Here is a 17007-nt window from a genome sequence, read left to right on the forward strand (position 1 = left end):
AACAGTGAAGCTGTTAATCACATCATCGACCCGAAAGCCTAGTGACCAGATATGCAGTAGTTTGTTCATCGATTGAACCAAACCGCCCACATATCTCTTCAGATATTAAATTTTCAAAAAACACCGGAGGTCAAAAATCAACGAGGGCGCCAGATCTCCGGCACCACCCGCTCAACTCTTATCTCCGCTACCCCGGCAAACCGTCCGCATCGCTGCGTCCCTGCCCTCCGGAGCACCCCGTCCTTGCTTGCGTTTCCGTGTCGCCCGGCCGGTGAAGTGGGTTTTAGGCCCAGTAACCCAAAGCCGCAAGCGCTAAATCACACAAAGATCCACTTTCCACCCAAAAACCTCGTAACCTTCTGAAAATAAACAATCTTAATCTTCAAATGACCGCAAGACCCGGCAGCAATGCCCCCCGCCCCCACGGAAACAGACCATCTCACAACACACGCAGGCAACGACCCGATGCCCATTGGTGCCGCGACCATCGGTTTGTCGCGGCCACCTCTGCGCAGACAACTCAACAACTTGCTGGCGGATCACGTTCAGTATTCGCTCTGCCTTCTGCAGCGGAGTTGCCGCCTTTTGGCTGGCCTTTTCAGAATGGCCCGCCTCCCGCAGCGCGTTCACCTGGGGCAACTGCTCAGAAGTCGCGATTTTCAGCACAATCATCAGACAGCCGGTCAATGCACTGTTTAATCTCAGTCAGCAGCGTTTCGAGCCCTTCGAAACGGGCGGTCATATCCAGATTCTCCGAGCGCGCCTGCACATCACTCAGGATATCGAACATCCGTTCACCACAAACGGGTTGAGGAAATTCTGTTGCGGTGCGGTCAGGGCTTGCCACGGCACAACAGGACTCCAGCTCGAAATTATACTATCGGCTGATATTCCCAGCTTACGGGCCGGGTGGATAACGTTTGAGACGGAGGCGCGATGTGGCAACGGTGTTGCGGCTGCAGACCGGTAGGAAATTGCCGCCGGAGAGAAGCTCAGGATTGCCCGGATGGTTTTAGCGGGTGATGGTCCGCCGGCCGTTGCCCGGGGTATTGGTACCCGGGGTGGCGCCGCCCTGCGCGCCGGTATCCGCTGCGCCGCAACACCCGAGTTGCAGATGCGGCCGGCCCCCAGCATCTCAGGTCCAGCCCCGTCAGCCTGGCCAGCGCAGCGCGCTCAGGCAGATATTGCCCCGCCAGGATATGGGCGGTTGCATCCCCCAATGCGGGTACCCGGCGGGAGGCACCGTTTATCTGCTGTCTGATCTTTTCACGCAGATCCCGCGGCATCAGACGTTTTAGCACGCGTTGCAATTTTCCGGGCATCCGGATCATGCGCTCAACTGCCGGAAACGCGGGCACACCCGACAGGTTCACCGTTGCATTGACCCGCTCATTCAGCCGGACCTCACAGGGTGCGAGCTCCAGAAACTCACAAAGCATCTGCCAGCTGCGTGGTGCATCTGTCTGAAGGTCCTCATATAACAGGAATAAGATCTGACCCGGCGCGAATAGCCGGGTGTAGCTTTTGATCTGCTCCAGGTAATGGCCGTTTGCCGCATAGCCATGCCCCCAGCTCCAGCCCGCCTGCATCCGGCTCAGTTCCGCCTCCAGCGCATCTTCAAATTTGTGGAGATTTTCCAGGCCGTCTCGCAGGTGGTGAAGATACTGGGAAAATGCCCGGCGCACCGGATCCCGCAAAATAATAATAATTTTTGCATCCGGTCGAGCCTGGTTTATCCTGGCGGCAGCGCCGGCATCGGTAAGATAGACCGGAGACACATCCCCCCTGAGCTTATCGCGAGCACCGGCATACAGCATTTTGTAATCGGCAGCGGTCACTGTAATCAGCGCGACATAGTTGGCGTCAAAATGGCCGGCACGCGGCGCCGCATCCACGCCGCCAAAACTGAAAAATCCTGGTTCCTTTACATCTGGCAGGCAGACATCCTTGTGCTGGCGCAACCAGGACCACAGGGCCGTGGTGCCCGACTTTGCAGCGCCTACGATGTAAAACTCAGGATAACTCTGGGTACACCTGGAAAAATCTGTCATACGCGGGCTCCTTTATCCCGTGGCCGCAGCAAAGATTGCGCAGGCCCCACGTCCCGGGCCTGCGTGAATGAAATCTGTTGCAGCCAGAACAAAATCATCTGTGTCCGGGTGCGCGCGCGCCGCCCAAGGGACCATCTTGCGTGGCCTTATACCCCCTCAGAGCACGGTCTCCCATTGTCAGATAACTGCCTTGGGGACGACAATGGGAACGTCGTTGGCTGCGGATGAATGGATCAATTGGGGTATCGCTCACCCGGCCGGTTCAGCCTCCGACAGAGAAAGCATGACAACTGCATTAACCAAGTTCAATCGCACGGGCGGACAGGGGCTGGGGCAAACAAGTCGAATTGACGCCAACGGATATGGGGGCACAGCCATAGGGCGCACCGCCCTGTCCGGACGGGTTGGTCTGCACGTTGCTAAGGCCGGGCGGGCCGGAACGCCGCATTGCACTGCGTCGGCGCAGCTCAGCCAGGTTTTCAGGCACGCCGGTCATGGTTTCCTGGGCTTCTGTCTGAGCAGCTTCAGCGTTCAAATGATCCGCCACGCGCCGGGGCAGCCTGTGGGCGCAAGTTCAGATCAGCCCTGAAACACATCGCGGAACTGATCTCTCAACAGGTTTTTTTGCACTTTCCCCATCGTATTGCGCGGCAGTTCATCAATCACTTTTATCATTTTGGGGGCTTTAAAGCGCGCCAGACCATCTGAAACCGCCTGATCAATCGCCCCGAGGTTCAGCGCCTGTTCTCCGTCCGCGACCAGCACCGCCAGCACACTTTCGCCAAAATCGGGATGTGGCACCCCGATCACGGCGCTTTCAGACACGCCTGGCTGATCATCCAGCAACAGCTCAATCTCTTTGGGATAGATATTAAAACCACCGGAAATAATCATGTCTTTGTTGCGCCCGACGATGTGAATATAACCCTGCTCATCGATGCGTCCCAGGTCGCCAGTGATAAAAAACCCGTCTTCGCGCAACTCTTCGCGGGTTTTCTCCGGCATCTGCCAGTAGCCCGGAAATACATTGGGACCGCGCACTTCGATCTGACCAATCCGTCCCTGCGGCAGGTTGGCGCCCGTAACTGCATCGGTGATTTTCAGCTCAACGCCTTCAAGCGCGAAACCGACGGTGCCGGCACGGCGCTCGCCATCATATGGGTTTGAGGTGTTCATATTGGTCTCGGTCATGCCGTAGCGTTCCAGAATGCGGTGGCCGGTGCGGCTCTCAAACCGGATATGGGTTTCGGCCAGCAGAGGCGCTGAACCGGAGGTGAACAGACGCATGTGCCGGGTTAGTTCTGGCGTGAAACGAGCGTCACCAAGCAGCCTTGTGTAAAGGGTCGGCACCCCCATCATTGTGGTGGCGGCCGGCATAAGTGCGATCACCTGGTCCAGATCAAACCGGGGCAGAAAAATCATCGCACCACCAGCCATCAGAGTGACATTGCTGGCGACAAACAAGCCGTGACTGTGAAAGATGGGCAACGCATGCAAAAGCACATCCTGATCGCTGAAACGCCAGCACTCCACCAGCGTGCGTGCATTGCTCAGCAAATTGTCCTGGGTCAGCATCGCTCCTTTGGAGCGCCCGGTGGTGCCCGACGTATAGAGCAGTGCAGCCAGATCTCCGCCATCGCGGGCGACGGTGTCAAAACTGTCGGGCTGGGTTTTGGCGCAGTCCGCAAACGTGCCGCTGCCATCCCCGTTCAGGGTAAACAACTGCGTGCCGGCATCCTGGCACATCGGCTGCAGCGCGTCCTGCCCGGCACCATCACACAGAAAAACCGACGCGGTGCTGTTGGTGATAAAATAGTCAATCTCAGAGACGGTATATGCGGTGTTCAGCGGCAAAAACACCAGCCCGGCCTGGGCGCAGGCGGCATAGACTGCCAGTGCCTCCGGCGATTTTCCGACCTGAACTGCCACACGATCGCCTGGTTCAAGCCCCAGTCCGGCAAAGGTATTGGCATAGCGGGCCGCCATCGCGAGGAAGTCTTTATAAGAAAGGACGGAGCCATCCGGCAAAAAGAGAAACGGTGTGTCCCGCCCCTGGTTTGCACCAAAGAGAGTGTCATAAAGGGGATTGCTCATAACGGATCTTTCATAAATCTGAAGAATATTTTCAACGCAGATGATCTGGCCGGGCTCCGTCCTGTCGACCACAGCGCGGCCCGGCGTTGAAGAAACGCCAGCGCCGCTGGGGGCGCTGGCGGAAAACGGACCGCTCTCACAGGACAAACCGGGATCTGCTCCTGTTCCTGTGTCTGAGCCGCGGCTTTACGCGGCGGCCGCTTTTCTGCGGCGCAGGCGGACCTCACTGATCAAAGGCAGCGAGACCGACAGCACCGTCAGGATCAGCAGAGTCACCACAATCGGGCGCCCGAGAAAGCCGGTCCATTGATGATCGAAGATGATAAGCGACTGTTTCAGAGTACCTTCAACCAGACCTCCAAGGATGAGCCCCATGATGATCGGCGCCGCCGCAAAGCCGTACCGCTGCGCCCCGAAGCCCAGCAACCCGGCAAAAATCATCGTCCAGACATCCAGCAGCGACTGGTTCAACGCATAGGCGCCGACGCAGGACAAGATAAAGACCGAAGGCCAAAGAAACTGGATCGGGATCAGGGTGATGCGGGCAAACAGTTTGGCACCAAAAAACCCGAACAGACCGAAGGCCAGATTGGCAATAAGCATGGCGAGGAAGATTGAATACAACAGCGTCGGCTGTTCTGTGAACAGATGCGGGCCGGGCCGCAGCCCCTGCGCCATCAACGCGCCGAGGATAATGGCGGTGGTGGCGCTGCCGGGAATACCGAGTGCCAGTGTCGGCACCATCGCCGCCCCGGTTGCCGCGTTATTGGCCGCCTCCGGCCCGGCAATACCGCGCAGGTCTCCCTTGCCGAACTGCGACTTGTCTTTGGCAAAGCGCTTGGCTTCATTGTACCCCATCATCGCCGCGACCGTGCCGCCCTCGGCGGGCAGCAGTCCAATGAAAGAGCCGATACCGCAGGAGCGCGCAATGGTGCCAAAGCAGCTTTTGATCTCAGCCCAGTCCGGCAGACGCACCGCATTCAGCGCAATCGCCACCCTGCCCTCGTTCAGCTTGCCCGATTGTTTGATGAACTCCGCACCGGCAAACAAGCCGATCATCACCGGAATGAAATTGATACCCTCAGACAATTCCCAATTGCCAAAGGTAAAGCGCTCGATCCCGGTGGTGAAATCCATACCCACCGTCGCGATCAGCACGCCGATCGCACCACCGATCAGGTTTTTAATCGCGCTTTCGCCGCTGATCGTTGCCAACATCGACAGACCAAACAGCGCCAGCGCAAAATATTCCGGCGGACCGAAATTATAGGCCAGCCGCGACAACAGCGGCGCTGCCACGATCAGAACAATGATCGAGAATATGCCGCCGATGACCGACGACACGGCTGCCATGCCCAGCGCTTTGCCCGCATAGCCTTTCTGGGCCAGCGGATAGCCGTCAAATGCGGTGGCGGCGGCGGGTGGCGCGCCGGGCGCATTCACCAGAATAGCCGTGATAGAACCGCCAAAGGTCCCCGCGCAATACAGCGCCGACAGCAAAGCGATTGCCGGCACCGGATCCATTGACAATGTAAAGGGCAACAGCAGCGCCGTGGCCATTGTTGAGCTGAGCCCCGGCATGGCCCCCACCAGCACTCCGCCGAGGGTTCCAAGGATCACAATACCAAGCAGGTACGGATCTGAAAATCCCGCCAGAGCAAGCAGAAAACTGTCCATGATTAAATTTCTCCGATTATTGCAGACTGGCCCACGCGGTTGCGCGTTTCATCCGGGCCTAAAACAGTTTTCCCAACAGGTTAATGATCAGTCCGGGTGGAAAGTTGACGTCGAGCACAACGCCGAACAGCATATAAATAGCGAATGGAAACAGCAGCGCATAAGCGATCAGGCCCGCCGATTTCCCGGCGCCCCAGATCAGTGGCATCACGACGCAAAACAACGTCATCGCCGCAAGCGGTCCAATCGCCTCAAATGCAATTGCGAATGCAACCATCAGTGCGCCGGTCATCAACATGACCGGTTTTGGAAAATCCCGTGCGCGATCTTTGTGTTGCAGGCCAAGCGCCATCATAACAACTGTAAGAGACGCAATCACCGCAAGCACCATGCGGGGAAACGTTGCTGGTTGTACATTCTGGGCCAGCGCCGCCGGAGCCTCCCCGATGTCAAAGGAGATCCAGTAAGTCACCGCCGTGAAGGCGAGCACCACCGCACCGATGGCAAGATCCCGTGGTAAACGACCCGCTTGCGCGGGCCGTTTCATCTGTTGCTGAACCGTCATCAGAGCAAACCAAGCTCCTTGAGCGCGGTCTGGCTGTCGACGAAGATCCGGTCGATATGGTCGTTCCAGCCGTCCATGCCAACCACAGAGGAACCGGTCATGCCGCCGCTTGCCAGATAGGCCTGGTAGACCGGGTGCTGCATCGCTTTCAACAAGCCCTGCTCGAGCGACTCCATGCGATCCTCTTTGATGCCGGAGAGAACAGCAAAACCGCGCACCGTGGATACTTTGGCGTCGATCCCCTGCTCCATCGCGGTCATCACGTCGGGAATGCTGCCAATACGTTCGCCTGCCAGGGTCACAACAGGTTTGAGATCCCCGGACAGAAACTGGCTTTCGCCCTCGGCATAGTTGAGAATTGCCGCATCCATATTGCCGCCAACCAGGCTGGTGACGATGTCGCCGCCGCCCTCAAAGGGAACGATGGTATATTCAATACCTTCGGCCTTTTTGGCGAAATTGTGCAGACCGACGTGATCAGCACCACCGGCAAAAGTCGTGCCCCATTTCAGCCCGCCGCTTTTCTCCTTTGAGGCGCGGATCAGATCTTCAAGACTGTTGATCGGGCTGTTTGCCGGCACCGCAACAACGGTCGGATCATCGGTGGCACGCGCCAGACCAACAAGCTGGTCGATGGTAATCGGTATTTTCTTTTGAATGATCTGGAAAATGTGGCTTTGGGTGATGGTCAAAAAAGTATGCCCGTCACGTGGCTGAGAATTCAGGTACATCAATGCTGCAGAGCCGCTGCCGCCGCGTTTACTGACCACGGTCATGTCCTGCTTGAACACGCGACGTGCGCGCAACATCATCATGCGCGTGGTGATATCAGTGCCACCGCCAGCGCCCGCATGGGTCACCACCCTCATAGTTTGAAAGGGAAAATCTTCCTGTGCAAAAGCAGCACCGGCAAGCGATGAGCTCATGGCAACACCGCCAAAAGCCGCGGCCCCTTTGAGTAATGTTCTTCGATCTGGTTTATTATATTTGTCCATAGCGCCCTCCCTGACACGTTTTGGATATTATGAAATTGCGTTATCCTTCTGTTGCCCCTTCAACAGGGCGTTGTGTATTGTCGTTTCAGATCCGGCCCCAGGACCGGTTGTCGTCGTCGTCCTGACCGTCCGCAGCTTCAGACAGTGTCTTTTTAAAACGTTCCGACCCGGACTGAATGTGGCGCAACGCTTGCGCACGAGCAGCGGTCGGGTCGCCAGAAGCAATGGCGTCCACAATGTCCGCATGTTCGTCCAGTGATTTTGAAATATTCATCGCCACAGACAGACCACGCCGCCGGAACAAATGCATTTCTTTGACGAGACTGTCGTAAACACCCTTGGCTTTTTCATTGCGCGCGGCGTCCATAATCATGTCGTGAAATGCGATATTCAGACTGTAATAAGCCGTGCGGTCATCCGCGACACTGGCTTCCTGCATCAGTTGAAGGTTGTCGCGCAGCGCAGTCAGCAAGTCCGGATCAGGCGCTTCTGCGATATGCTGCGCCGATGCGGCACAGGCCATCGCGAAAATGGCGCCGCGCAGCTCATAAAGATTGCTGATCTCCTGAATCGTGAGCCGGCGCACATAGGCACCCCGATTGGCCACCAGATCGATCAGCCCGGAATCCGCCAGCGAGCGGATCGCTTCGCGCATCGTGCCGCGGCTGACGTTCATATCCGTCGCCAGAGCCACTTCGTTCAGCTTCTGCCCCGAGTCCAGATCGCCAGCCAGGATGCGCCGTTCAATTTCAGACCGCACCTCGCCAGCCAGCGTTTCCCGTTTCGATCCGATAAATGTTTTGTTCTGTTCCATGGCACCGACAAAAGCGTGGATCTTAAAAAATGTCAACATTTAACATTTCAATTGTCAACATTTACAAACCTGCCTATACAAAACGGAACAGATCCGCAGGGAGAACGTGCATATGACGGACCAAACTGCCCCGGAGCATATTGTGGCTCCACCACAAAAGCCTGCGGGGCGCCTGCCCCCGGCAAGTACAGCGCTTGAGCAATTTCTGGTTCTGGACCTGACTCGTGTCCGCTCCGGCCCCACCTGCGTGCGCCAACTCGCCGACTGGGGCGCGGACGTTATTAAAATTGAAACGCCGGTTGATTCCGCACAACTAGGCGGGCCGCGCCACGGCGCCGATTTTCAGAACCTGCATCGCAACAAACGCAGCGTGACCCTGAACCTGAAAACCAAAGCCGGTCTGGCAGCCTTTCGAAAGCTTGCAGAAAAAGCCGATGTGATCGTCGAAAACTTCAGGCCCGATGTAAAAAACCGCCTGGGCATTGATTATGACACCCTGTCAGCCACAAACCCGGGTCTGGTCTATGCCTCTATTTCCGGATTTGGTCAGGATGGCCCTTATAAGGAACGCCCGGGATTTGATCAGATCGCCCAGGGCATGGGCGGATTGATGTCAATCACCGGCCATCCGGGCGAAGGTCCGATGCGGGTGGGCATTCCAATCGCTGATCTGTGCGCCGGACTGCTGGCGGCCCAGGGCATTCTGACCGCTTTGCTGGAACGGACGCGTTCAGGCCGTGGGCAATGGGTGCAGACTTCGCTGCTGCAAGCGCAGGTCTTCATGCTGGATTTTCAGGGCGCGCGCTATCTGGTTGATGACGACGTCCCCGGACAGGCCGGCAACAATCACCCGACCTCAATCCCGACGGGCGTGTTCCGCACCCGTGACGGGCACATGAATCTTGCCGTCGCCGGAGAAGTGATCTGGCAGCGCTTTGCCGATGCGTTGGGACGCCCGGACTGGAAACAGGACCCGCGCTTTCACGACGCGCCTTCCAGATCCGAGAACCGCGATGCTCTGGGGCGGGAAATTGAAGAGGTCACCCTGCAGGCCACTACCGCGGAGTGGATCGACAGGATGAATGCCGCCGGTGTCCCGGCCGGTGAGATCAATGATATCGGACAAGTGTTCCGCGATCCTCAGGTCCGCCACCTCAAACTTGCGCAGCCTGTGGCCAGCCAGGAACGTGGCGACATTGAGCTGATTGGCCAGCCGATCCATATGAGCCGCACGCCAAGCCACATCACCGCTCCGCCCCCGACCGCGGGTCAGCATACAGAAGAGATTCTGTCGCAGATCGGCATCAGCGCAGCGGAAATTGAGACCATGAAACGCGACGGCGTAATCTGACATGCAAGGAATGCCTGAGATGACTGACAAAATTCTGACCGAGCGTGATGGCGACATTGCACGGATCATTTTCAACCAACCCGAAAAGCGCAACGCAGTGTCGCTGGAAATGTGGCAGGCGGTCGAAGCCGCATTGACGGAATTCGCCAAAGATGACTCGATCCGGGTGCTGATCCTGTCCGGCGCTGGCGGGCGTGCTTTTGTGTCCGGCGCCGACATATCAAAATTTGAAAGCGAACGCGCCAGCGAAGCGGGTGTCGCCAATTACAACGCCACCACCAAACGCGTCTACGACCTCGTTGAGGGTTTTGACAAACCGACGATCGCGCAGATTGACGGGTTTTGTATCGGCGGCGGTGTGGCTCTGTCGCTGTGTTGTGACATCCGCATCTGCGGCAAAGGCTCCAATTTCGCCGTTCCTGCGGCAAAGCTGGGGCTCGGGTACGGCTTTGAAGGTATCAACCGGCTGGTCAACGTGGTCGGCCCGTCTTTTGCCAAAGAGATTTTCTTTACTGCCCGCCGTTTCAACGCCGAAGAAGCGCGCATGATGGGGCTGGTTAACCGGGTAGTCGCAGATGATCAGGTCGCAAGTGCCGCAGCTGAAATGGCCGCAATGATTGGTGCCAACGCGCCGATGACTGTCAACTCAGTCAAATTCATTGTTGGTGAAACGCTCAAAGATGAATCGGCACGTGACCTGCCGGCCTGCGCAGATCGCGTCAAACAATGTTTTGACAGCAAAGACTATATTGAAGGCCGCCGTGCATTTCTGGAAAAACGCAAACCGCAGTTTGTGGGGTCCTGATGACCAGGTCTGACCGAAAAGTAGACGTCCCCCAGGCGCAGGCGCATTTTGACACTGTACTGCAGGAACACAGCCAGGATTTTGAAACCTTTTTTCTGGCACGGTTCCTCGGGCTGACGTTCGAATACCTGCCTGAAGACGTTTCAGACAGCGAAAAAGAAGTTTGCAGCATCCGCTTTCCTGTCACTGAAATGGTGATGAACCCGCAAGGCAGCCTGCACGGTGGTGTCATGGCTACAGTGATGGATATTTCGATGGGGCACCTGGTGCGAAAAATCACCGGCCCGGGAGCCACAATTGAAATGAAAGTGCAGTATCTGCGTCCGGTATTTGCAGGTGAGGCCAGATGCGAGGGCCGCTTTACCAAAAAGGGCCGCTCCATCTCCTTCATGGAAAGCCGGGTTTGGGGACCGGATGGCAAACTTGCCGCCCATGCAACCGGCACATGGAAAATGCCCTGACGATTGGCGCGCCGCGCCGCATGAAAAACAGCTCAAAGGAAGGCGGGGATGATTGAGACCATACCAGGTCCTGTCAAAGGGATCCGCCGCCCCCATTCGACGGTCTGTAAATATGAATGCGACCGCAGCTCCTCCGCAATGGGCCTGGCCAGAGACAACAATAGTGGCCTTCTGCCCGCGCCCGAAAGGAATTCCGCTTTGCTTATACCCGATATAATATTTCAACATTAGAAATCACCGGACTGAGCGGCTATGCATTAAGCAATCCGAAGCCTGTCACGCTTCATATCTTTGCTTCTTCTGGTTGGCGCGGGCGGACAGTCATGCGCCACCTGCCCCCGGAAAATACCCTGACGAAATGGCGCATCGCGTCGAGTGAACGATGATCAAAGGAAGACAAGAATGTTTGATACAAAACCGGGTCTGATCGATGAGATCCGCAACCGATTTGCACATGTAGACAGCTGCCCGTTCCAGGGACCGCGGATCTTTTTTGAAAACGCCGGCGGTGCGCTGACGTTGAAATCCGTGGCTGAGACATCGGCAAAAATGGCCGCGATCCCGGACAACCAGGGACGTGACAATCCGGCTTCCCATGAGCTTGTGCGCATTATCAACACTGCAAAAGAAGACGCGCGTGTCTTTATGAACGCACCGGACGGGCAGTTTTTTGTCGGGGAAAGCGGCACTGAATTGCTGTTCCGGCTGATCAGTGCCGCCTGTCTGGCGGGGCCGGACGGTGGCAAGGTTCTTGGCAGCTCTCTTGAACACCCCGCCACCCGCAGCGCTTGTGACCGCTGGGCCAAAATCGCCGGCAAATCCCATATCGTCGTGCCACACAACTCAGACACCGGTTCTGTCAGTGTTGATGATTACATGCCGGAACTGACAGCAGATATCCGTGTTGCCACCATATTGCACACATCGCCCGTTACCGGCATGGCCGTGGATGTGGCTGCAATTGCCGCCGCGATCCGCAAAGTTGCACCAGAATGTTATATCATCGTGGATGGTATCCAGCACGCGGCACATGGCCGGCTTGATATCGACAGCTATGGGATCGATGGCTACGTGATCTCACCCTATAAAGTGTTTTCCCGTCACGGCTATGGTCTGGCATGGGTCTCTGACCGCATGGCGGCAGTCGGACATGACAATCTGATCGGTGCGCCGGGCGAGCCTTGGGAAATGGGCACCCGCGACACCGGTTCTTATGCGACGTTTTCTGATGTGGTGAGTTATTTCGACTGGCTCGGCAGCCAGTTCTCAGATTCAGAAGATCGCCGCACCCGGATCCTGGCGGCGGGTGAAGCCATTCATGCCTATGAGAAGTCCCTGACCGATGCGATGCTGTTTGGCACCGGCAATCTCAAAGGTCTGGCGGATATGGAACGTGTGACCATTGTTGGGGGGGCGGACAATCCCCTGCGCGAAGGCCTGGTCTCGATCGCTGTCAAAGGCGTGCCAACCGTCGACGCTGTGCGTAAATTGAATGAGGCTGGCATCCGCACCCACACGCGCAAGGCTGACCATTATTCCGGCAATATTCTGGACCCGATGGGTCTGGACAGCTGCATCCGGGTGTCGATGTGCCACTATAATACATTGGCTGAAGTGGCGCAGTTTCTCACTGAGATCCGCAAACTTGCTGAAGATTAGAGAACCGCATTCATCTGAGGGGAGCGCTGCCCCCCTCAGACCTGTTCCCGGCGGATCAAAATCCCCGCCGGCACAGAGCACTGCTCGTAGCTCTTGTCCTGTTGGACGCGGTAGTTCTTGTCAGTTTTAAAACGGCCGCGACATGTTTGACTGATGAAGTCTCGCGTGTCGCGGCCGCCCAGGAGGAGCAGGGGCTGACCCCCCTGCATTTAACGGCCGAGGGAAGCCGCTAACTCGCCAGCACGACTGCTGCGCTGGAGTTAATGTTCAGAGAAACTTCGGCGCCGATATCCTGCCAGGTCTCACCAGAAACATGGCTTTGATCGATCACAATCTCTGTACCTGCGGCATCAACCAGATAGCGGATCTGGCTGCCGAGGAATTCGCGGTGCATCACAGTCCCGCTGATCGAGTTGGCACTGTCTTTCGCCACGATCGAGATGTTTTGTGGCCGCAGAACGATAGAGCCACTGTTGACCGTAGTGTCACCAACCGCGATTGCATCGCCTGTTTTGGTGACAAAGCGCGCAGCCGCACCGTCCTTTTCAACCACACCGTCAATGATGTTTGCGGTGCCAAGGAAGTTGGCCACAAACAGATTTGCCGGGGTGTCGTAAAGTACTTGCGGCGAACCAACCTGCTGGATCACACCGCCATCCAGAACCGCCATACGATCTGATGTCGTATTGGCCTCTTCCTGGTCGTGGGTCACAAAAATCGTCGTCAGACCAAGCTTGCGCTGCAGCGCCAGAAGTTCACGGCGCATTTGCACCCGCAGACTGGCATCCAGGTTTGACAGCGGTTCATCCAGCAAAAGCACCTGTGGCTCAACCACAATCGTTCTGGCCAGCGCGATCCGCTGCTGTTGCCCGCCCGACAACTGGTTCGGCATCCGGCCCGCCATCGACAGCAGCCCGACAAGATCAAGCGCAGCTTCAACGCGGGGCCCAATCTCACTCACCGGCATTTTGCGCTCTTTCAGACCAAAGGCCACGTTGTCACGCACCGACATATGTGGCCAGAGCGCGTAGCTCTGGAACACCATGCCGACATTGCGTTTCCACGGTGGCAGATCCACGATGTCGCGCCCGCCGATCAGGATCTGGCCCTTTGGTGTCGGACCAAATCCGGCAACTGCGCGCAGCAGTGTCGATTTACCCGAACCCGATGGCCCGAGGAAAGAAAAGAACTCCCCCGGTTCAATCGTCAGGTTCACCCCAGTCAAAACCTCTGTCTCACCAAACGAAAGGTGAAGGTCTTTGATTTCAATTCCAACCATATTTGTAGTCATTACATCTCTCCCATTTGGCCGCGATTAGTGCGCGTCGCCAGACATTCTCATTTTTTTGTCACGTTCAATGATGCGCTGTGAGGCATAGGTACCGACGCCCACCAGGATCACTGCAACAATACCAAGAGCCGCACCTGCACCACGTCCGGACGGCGTTTGCATGAACAGGTAGATCCCGTAAGCAAGCGGCGCGTCGCTGTCGGATGACACCAGCATGATGGTCGCTGACAGTTCCACCGCAGCTGTGGCGAAGCTGGTAACGAAGCCAGCCAGGATACCACCGGACATCAGTGGCACTACGATGCGCCGGATAGTGCTTTGCTTGGAGGCCCCGAGGCTTTCGGCGGCTTCTTCAAGCGAGATGCTCACCTGCTGCAATGCCGCCATACAGGCCCGAAGCGCATAAGGCAGACGTCGGACCATCAGAGCCAGAGCGATGATCACCCACCAACTGGCCATTGGCTCGCCGGAAAACGGCACCTGGACACCGTGGAACAGGCGCAGATAGCCAATGCCCAGAACCACACCCGGTACAGCCAGCGAAGCAGTCGCCATATAGTCCAGTGCCTGACGGCCGAACAGTTTGGTGCGCAGCACGATATAGGCGATAGCAGTGCCCAGGATCACGTCAGCAGTTGCAGCCAGGCCGGCATAAAGCACCGTGTTGGAGATATAGGTGCCGCTGTTCTCCCACATGACGACAAAGTTCTGCAGCGTGTAGTCGTCGGGCAGCGGAGCATAAGACCAGATCGTGCCGAACGAGAGCAGGAGCAAGCCGATATGGGGCGAAAGCACCATCAGCAGGATCAGGGAAACAGTGCCGTAGGCGATCCATTTCTCGCGGGTGGACAGGTCACGTTTGGACAGACCGCCGCCGCCTTTTTGCACGGTGGAATAGTCTTTGCCACGCATGAACAGGAAGGACACCCAAAGCGAGAAGATCGAGAAAGCCACCAGGATGAACGAGATAACATAGCCCATCGGGTCGCTGATGCCGATTGAAGAAATCCGCAGGAAGGCCTGAGGCGCCAGCATATTGTTCACGTTCAGAAGCAGCGGTGTGCCGAGATCATCAAACACTTTGATAAAGACCAGCACCGCACCGGCAATATAGCCAGGCATCGCCAGCGGGAATACGATGCGACGGAACATGCGCATACCGGTAGAGCCGAGATTTTGCGCAGCTTCTTCCATCGAGCGGTCAATGTTGCGCAGCGAAGTCGACAGGTTGATCAGGATAAAGGGGAAGTAGTGGATACTCTGCACGAGGATCACCCCGTTCAGCCCTTCCATAAACGGTATCGAAATACCGAACTTGTCCCGCAGGATCAGGTTGACCGAACCGTTGCGGCCAAAGATCAACTGCATCGCAACCGCGCCAACAAAAGGCGGCATGATAAGTGGAATGAAGCCAAGGCTCTGAATGATCACTGAGCCGCCGAAGTTGAAGCGGGTGGTGATATAGGCCAGCGGCATCGCGATAATCGTCGCCATTACGACGGAGACGGCCGAGACATAAAAAGAGTTTCCGAAACTCTCGCGGAACAGGGAGGATCCAAAGAAATCTTTGAAGTTGTTCAGTGTCAGAGCGCCGGTATTGGGATCAAGAAACGCGACATAGATGACCTGCAATACTGGAACAATAAGCAAACCAACCAGCAGTATAGCGATAAGAAGGGCGATCGCGGCGGTGCCCCCGATCCGGGGAAACAAGTACTTCGGAAGCCGGTCAGCGATGGAAAGGCCCGGTGCCGAGCCACGTGGCGAATGGGTCATAGTGAAGGTCCATGATTAGAGGGATTGAATTTCAGGGGCGAAATCATCCGCCCCTGAAATCCTTAGAGATGGGACCACGGTGTGGCCCACCCTGGTTACAGATTGGCTGCCTGTTCGGCCAATTCCTTGGCACGACGGTAGTTTTCGACAACCATTGTGTCCCATCTCTGTTCGACTTCTGCCTGGCGTTCGCCAACAGTATCGGTCACTTTTTTGCGCTTCTTGGTGAAGATGCCAGCAAAGTCTTCGTTCAGGCTCTGGGCCTCATCGATCGGGTTGGCTTCGATCAGAGCGCGGGCTTCTGCGATCAGTGCAGCAGCTTCGGGATTGGAGCCGTCTGGATATTTGGCTTCCGCCACCTGAACGGCCCGCACTGCTTCGCGCAGATCATCCAGACGATAGGTGATCATGACGTCAAACAGTGAATTGACCAGATTGTAGCGCGCACCGGATTTGCTGACGTCAAAGTTGACAGCAGAACCGATCGAGCTGTCCTTGAACGGGTTCGGGAATCCCTCAGGCGCACTGGCATAGGTGGCCGGATTGATCGGCAGACGCATGATCGCAGGATCCAGCAGAACTTCCTGGCCTTCAGGTGTCAGCAGATATTCGATAAAGGTCGAAGCTTCTGCGGCGTTGGGACCGTCTTTGACCAGGCCGATATTGGCGGGCACTAGAGCGGTGACAGACGGGTAAGCAAAATCAACCGGGAAACCGGACGCTTTGGACGAGAAGCCAAAGAAGTCGATCACAATGCCAAGGCCAAAGTTACCGGTGTTTACGCCGTCAGGCACACCAAAGCTGCGCTCAGTGACGGTGGCGAAGTTGCCCGCGATCCACTTCCACTCGGCCCAGCCTTTGTCCCAGCCTTCGCCTTGCAGCATGGTTTCAACGGTCAGGTGTGTGGTGCCGGAACGCGAAGGTGCCGACATGCCGACATGACCGAAATATTCGGGGTTCTTCAGATCGGACCACTCAGAGACCGGCTCCAGACCGTTGGCTTTGAGGTAACGTGTGTTCCACATGATACCGTAACCAGCGGCGGCAAAACCAAGGTACTTGCCATCCGGATCGTTCATCGGGAAAGATCCGATTTTATCCGGAATACCGGTGGACGAAATGCCGCCCGCATCGGCCAGCAGACCGTCGCCTTTGAGCACTTCAAACGCGTCCGGGGCGGAAGCCCAGAAGATGTCCGCTGTGTTCGCGCCGGCCAGTTCCTGAATATACTTCACGCCGGCAGAAGTCTTTTTGTTCAGAATCTCAAGATCGATTCCCGGGTTGGCTTCTTCAAACGCGGCTTCAATCGGCCCGGTCATTGAGCTCGGGAACGAGGTAATTACCACGACTGGTTCTGCAGAAAACGCCGCCATCGATGACGCGGCAAGCGCGCATACGGCCAAAGAGCCGCCTAAATAGTTTTTCATATCTTCCTCCCATTTGTTCAGAGATGAATTCGGAAACTCAG

General features: G+C 56.8%; 15 protein-coding genes. 4 read left to right on the forward strand and 11 right to left on the reverse strand.

Annotated elements, in window-relative coordinates; translation table 11 throughout:
* Positions 1 to 643 precede the first annotated feature (643 nt).
* The 8 genes from DWA01_RS23020 to DWA01_RS21475 form a co-directional block, all read right to left on the reverse strand.
* Positions 644 to 847 carry a hypothetical protein gene (locus DWA01_RS23020; RefSeq protein WP_136057803.1) on the reverse strand — a complete coding sequence of 68 codons (204 nt, stop codon included), beginning with the start codon at positions 845 to 847 and terminating at the stop codon, positions 644 to 646.
* 145 nt (positions 848 to 992) lie between these two features.
* Positions 993 to 2051 carry a sulfotransferase gene (locus DWA01_RS21445; RefSeq protein WP_114287853.1) on the reverse strand — a complete coding sequence of 353 codons (1059 nt, stop codon included), beginning with the start codon at positions 2049 to 2051 and terminating at the stop codon, positions 993 to 995.
* Positions 2052 to 2346: 295 nt separating this feature from the next.
* Positions 2347 to 2598 (reverse strand): hypothetical protein, encoded by a 252-nt coding sequence (locus tag DWA01_RS21450; RefSeq protein ID WP_114287854.1) that lies wholly within the window; start codon positions 2596 to 2598, stop codon positions 2347 to 2349.
* A gap of 32 nt (positions 2599 to 2630) precedes the next feature.
* A complete protein-coding gene (locus tag DWA01_RS21455) occupies positions 2631 to 4145 on the reverse strand; it encodes a malonate--CoA ligase (RefSeq protein ID WP_114287902.1) in 1515 nt (504 codons plus the stop codon).
* Between the two features lie 186 nt (positions 4146 to 4331).
* A complete protein-coding gene (locus DWA01_RS21460) occupies positions 4332 to 5822 on the reverse strand; it encodes a tripartite tricarboxylate transporter permease (protein WP_114287855.1) in 1491 nt (496 codons plus the stop codon).
* A gap of 58 nt (positions 5823 to 5880) precedes the next feature.
* Positions 5881 to 6387 (reverse strand): tripartite tricarboxylate transporter TctB family protein, encoded by a 507-nt coding sequence (locus tag DWA01_RS21465; protein WP_114287856.1) that lies wholly within the window; start codon positions 6385 to 6387, stop codon positions 5881 to 5883.
* The gene (locus DWA01_RS21470; RefSeq protein WP_114287857.1) at positions 6387 to 7382 is read right to left on the reverse strand and encodes a Bug family tripartite tricarboxylate transporter substrate binding protein; all 996 of its coding nucleotides are present in this window, start codon (positions 7380 to 7382) and stop codon (positions 6387 to 6389) included. Before DWA01_RS21470 ends, DWA01_RS21465 begins: the two co-directional genes overlap by 1 nt.
* 85 nt (positions 7383 to 7467) lie before the next feature.
* Complete coding sequence (locus DWA01_RS21475) at positions 7468 to 8235, reverse strand: GntR family transcriptional regulator (RefSeq protein WP_114287858.1); 768 nt, start codon at positions 8233 to 8235, stop codon at positions 7468 to 7470.
* A gap of 73 nt (positions 8236 to 8308) precedes the next feature.
* Here DWA01_RS21475 and DWA01_RS21480 point away from each other — a divergent pair, with 73 nt between their 5' ends.
* From DWA01_RS21480 to DWA01_RS21495, 4 genes are all read left to right on the forward strand, one after another.
* The gene (locus DWA01_RS21480; RefSeq protein WP_114287859.1) at positions 8309 to 9547 is read left to right on the forward strand and encodes a CaiB/BaiF CoA transferase family protein; all 1239 of its coding nucleotides are present in this window, start codon (positions 8309 to 8311) and stop codon (positions 9545 to 9547) included.
* 19 nt (positions 9548 to 9566) lie between these two features.
* The gene (locus tag DWA01_RS21485) at positions 9567 to 10352 is read left to right on the forward strand and encodes an enoyl-CoA hydratase (RefSeq protein WP_200832640.1); all 786 of its coding nucleotides are present in this window, start codon (positions 9567 to 9569) and stop codon (positions 10350 to 10352) included.
* Positions 10352 to 10813: a PaaI family thioesterase gene (locus tag DWA01_RS21490; RefSeq protein WP_114287860.1), complete on the forward strand. Its 462-nt coding sequence runs from the start codon at positions 10352 to 10354 to the stop codon at positions 10811 to 10813. The genes DWA01_RS21485 and DWA01_RS21490 overlap by 1 nt, the downstream gene beginning before the upstream one ends.
* 402 nt (positions 10814 to 11215) lie before the next feature.
* Positions 11216 to 12472, forward strand: a complete 1257-nt coding sequence (locus tag DWA01_RS21495; protein ID WP_114287861.1) for an aminotransferase class V-fold PLP-dependent enzyme — start codon at positions 11216 to 11218, stop codon at positions 12470 to 12472.
* A gap of 229 nt (positions 12473 to 12701) precedes the next feature.
* Here DWA01_RS21495 and DWA01_RS21500 read toward each other — a convergent pair whose 3' ends face one another.
* The 3 genes from DWA01_RS21500 to DWA01_RS21510 all read right to left on the reverse strand — a co-directional run bounded on the left by DWA01_RS21500 (position 12702) and on the right by DWA01_RS21510 (position 16966).
* Positions 12702 to 13763: an ABC transporter ATP-binding protein gene (locus DWA01_RS21500; protein WP_114287862.1), complete on the reverse strand. Its 1062-nt coding sequence runs from the start codon at positions 13761 to 13763 to the stop codon at positions 12702 to 12704.
* Positions 13764 to 13787: 24 nt separating this feature from the next.
* Positions 13788 to 15539, reverse strand: coding sequence for an ABC transporter permease (locus tag DWA01_RS21505; protein WP_114287863.1), 1752 nt, complete (start codon positions 15537 to 15539; stop codon positions 13788 to 13790).
* Between the two features lie 95 nt (positions 15540 to 15634).
* On the reverse strand, positions 15635 to 16966 hold the full coding sequence (locus tag DWA01_RS21510) for an ABC transporter substrate-binding protein (protein ID WP_114287864.1): 1332 nt from the start codon (positions 16964 to 16966) through the stop codon (positions 15635 to 15637).
* Positions 16967 to 17007: the final 41 nt, after the last annotated feature.

Origin of the sequence: Candidatus Halocynthiibacter alkanivorans (assembly GCF_003333265.1) — a bacterium.
Classification (GTDB): domain Bacteria; phylum Pseudomonadota; class Alphaproteobacteria; order Rhodobacterales; family Rhodobacteraceae; genus Halocyntiibacter_A; species Halocyntiibacter_A alkanivorans.

Coding starts and splice junctions, on each gene's coding strand:
- DWA01_RS21510 (WP_114287864.1), bottom strand. CDS start 16,966: ATGAAAAACTATTTAGGCGGCTCTTTGGCCGTATGCGCGCTTGCCGCG.
- DWA01_RS21495 (WP_114287861.1), top strand. CDS start 11,216: ATGTTTGATACAAAACCGGGTCTGATCGATGAGATCCGCAACCGATTT.
- DWA01_RS21500 (WP_114287862.1), bottom strand. CDS start 13,763: ATGACTACAAATATGGTTGGAATTGAAATCAAAGACCTTCACCTTTCG.
- DWA01_RS21445 (WP_114287853.1), bottom strand. CDS start 2,051: ATGACAGATTTTTCCAGGTGTACCCAGAGTTATCCTGAGTTTTACATC.
- DWA01_RS21475 (WP_114287858.1), bottom strand. CDS start 8,235: ATGTTGACATTTTTTAAGATCCACGCTTTTGTCGGTGCCATGGAACAG.
- DWA01_RS21465 (WP_114287856.1), bottom strand. CDS start 6,387: ATGACGGTTCAGCAACAGATGAAACGGCCCGCGCAAGCGGGTCGTTTA.
- DWA01_RS21505 (WP_114287863.1), bottom strand. CDS start 15,539: ATGACCCATTCGCCACGTGGCTCGGCACCGGGCCTTTCCATCGCTGAC.
- DWA01_RS21470 (WP_114287857.1), bottom strand. CDS start 7,382: ATGGACAAATATAATAAACCAGATCGAAGAACATTACTCAAAGGGGCC.
- DWA01_RS21480 (WP_114287859.1), top strand. CDS start 8,309: ATGACGGACCAAACTGCCCCGGAGCATATTGTGGCTCCACCACAAAAG.
- DWA01_RS21455 (WP_114287902.1), bottom strand. CDS start 4,145: ATGAGCAATCCCCTTTATGACACTCTCTTTGGTGCAAACCAGGGGCGG.
- DWA01_RS21485 (WP_200832640.1), top strand. CDS start 9,567: ATGACTGACAAAATTCTGACCGAGCGTGATGGCGACATTGCACGGATC.
- DWA01_RS21460 (WP_114287855.1), bottom strand. CDS start 5,822: ATGGACAGTTTTCTGCTTGCTCTGGCGGGATTTTCAGATCCGTACCTG.
- DWA01_RS21490 (WP_114287860.1), top strand. CDS start 10,352: ATGACCAGGTCTGACCGAAAAGTAGACGTCCCCCAGGCGCAGGCGCAT.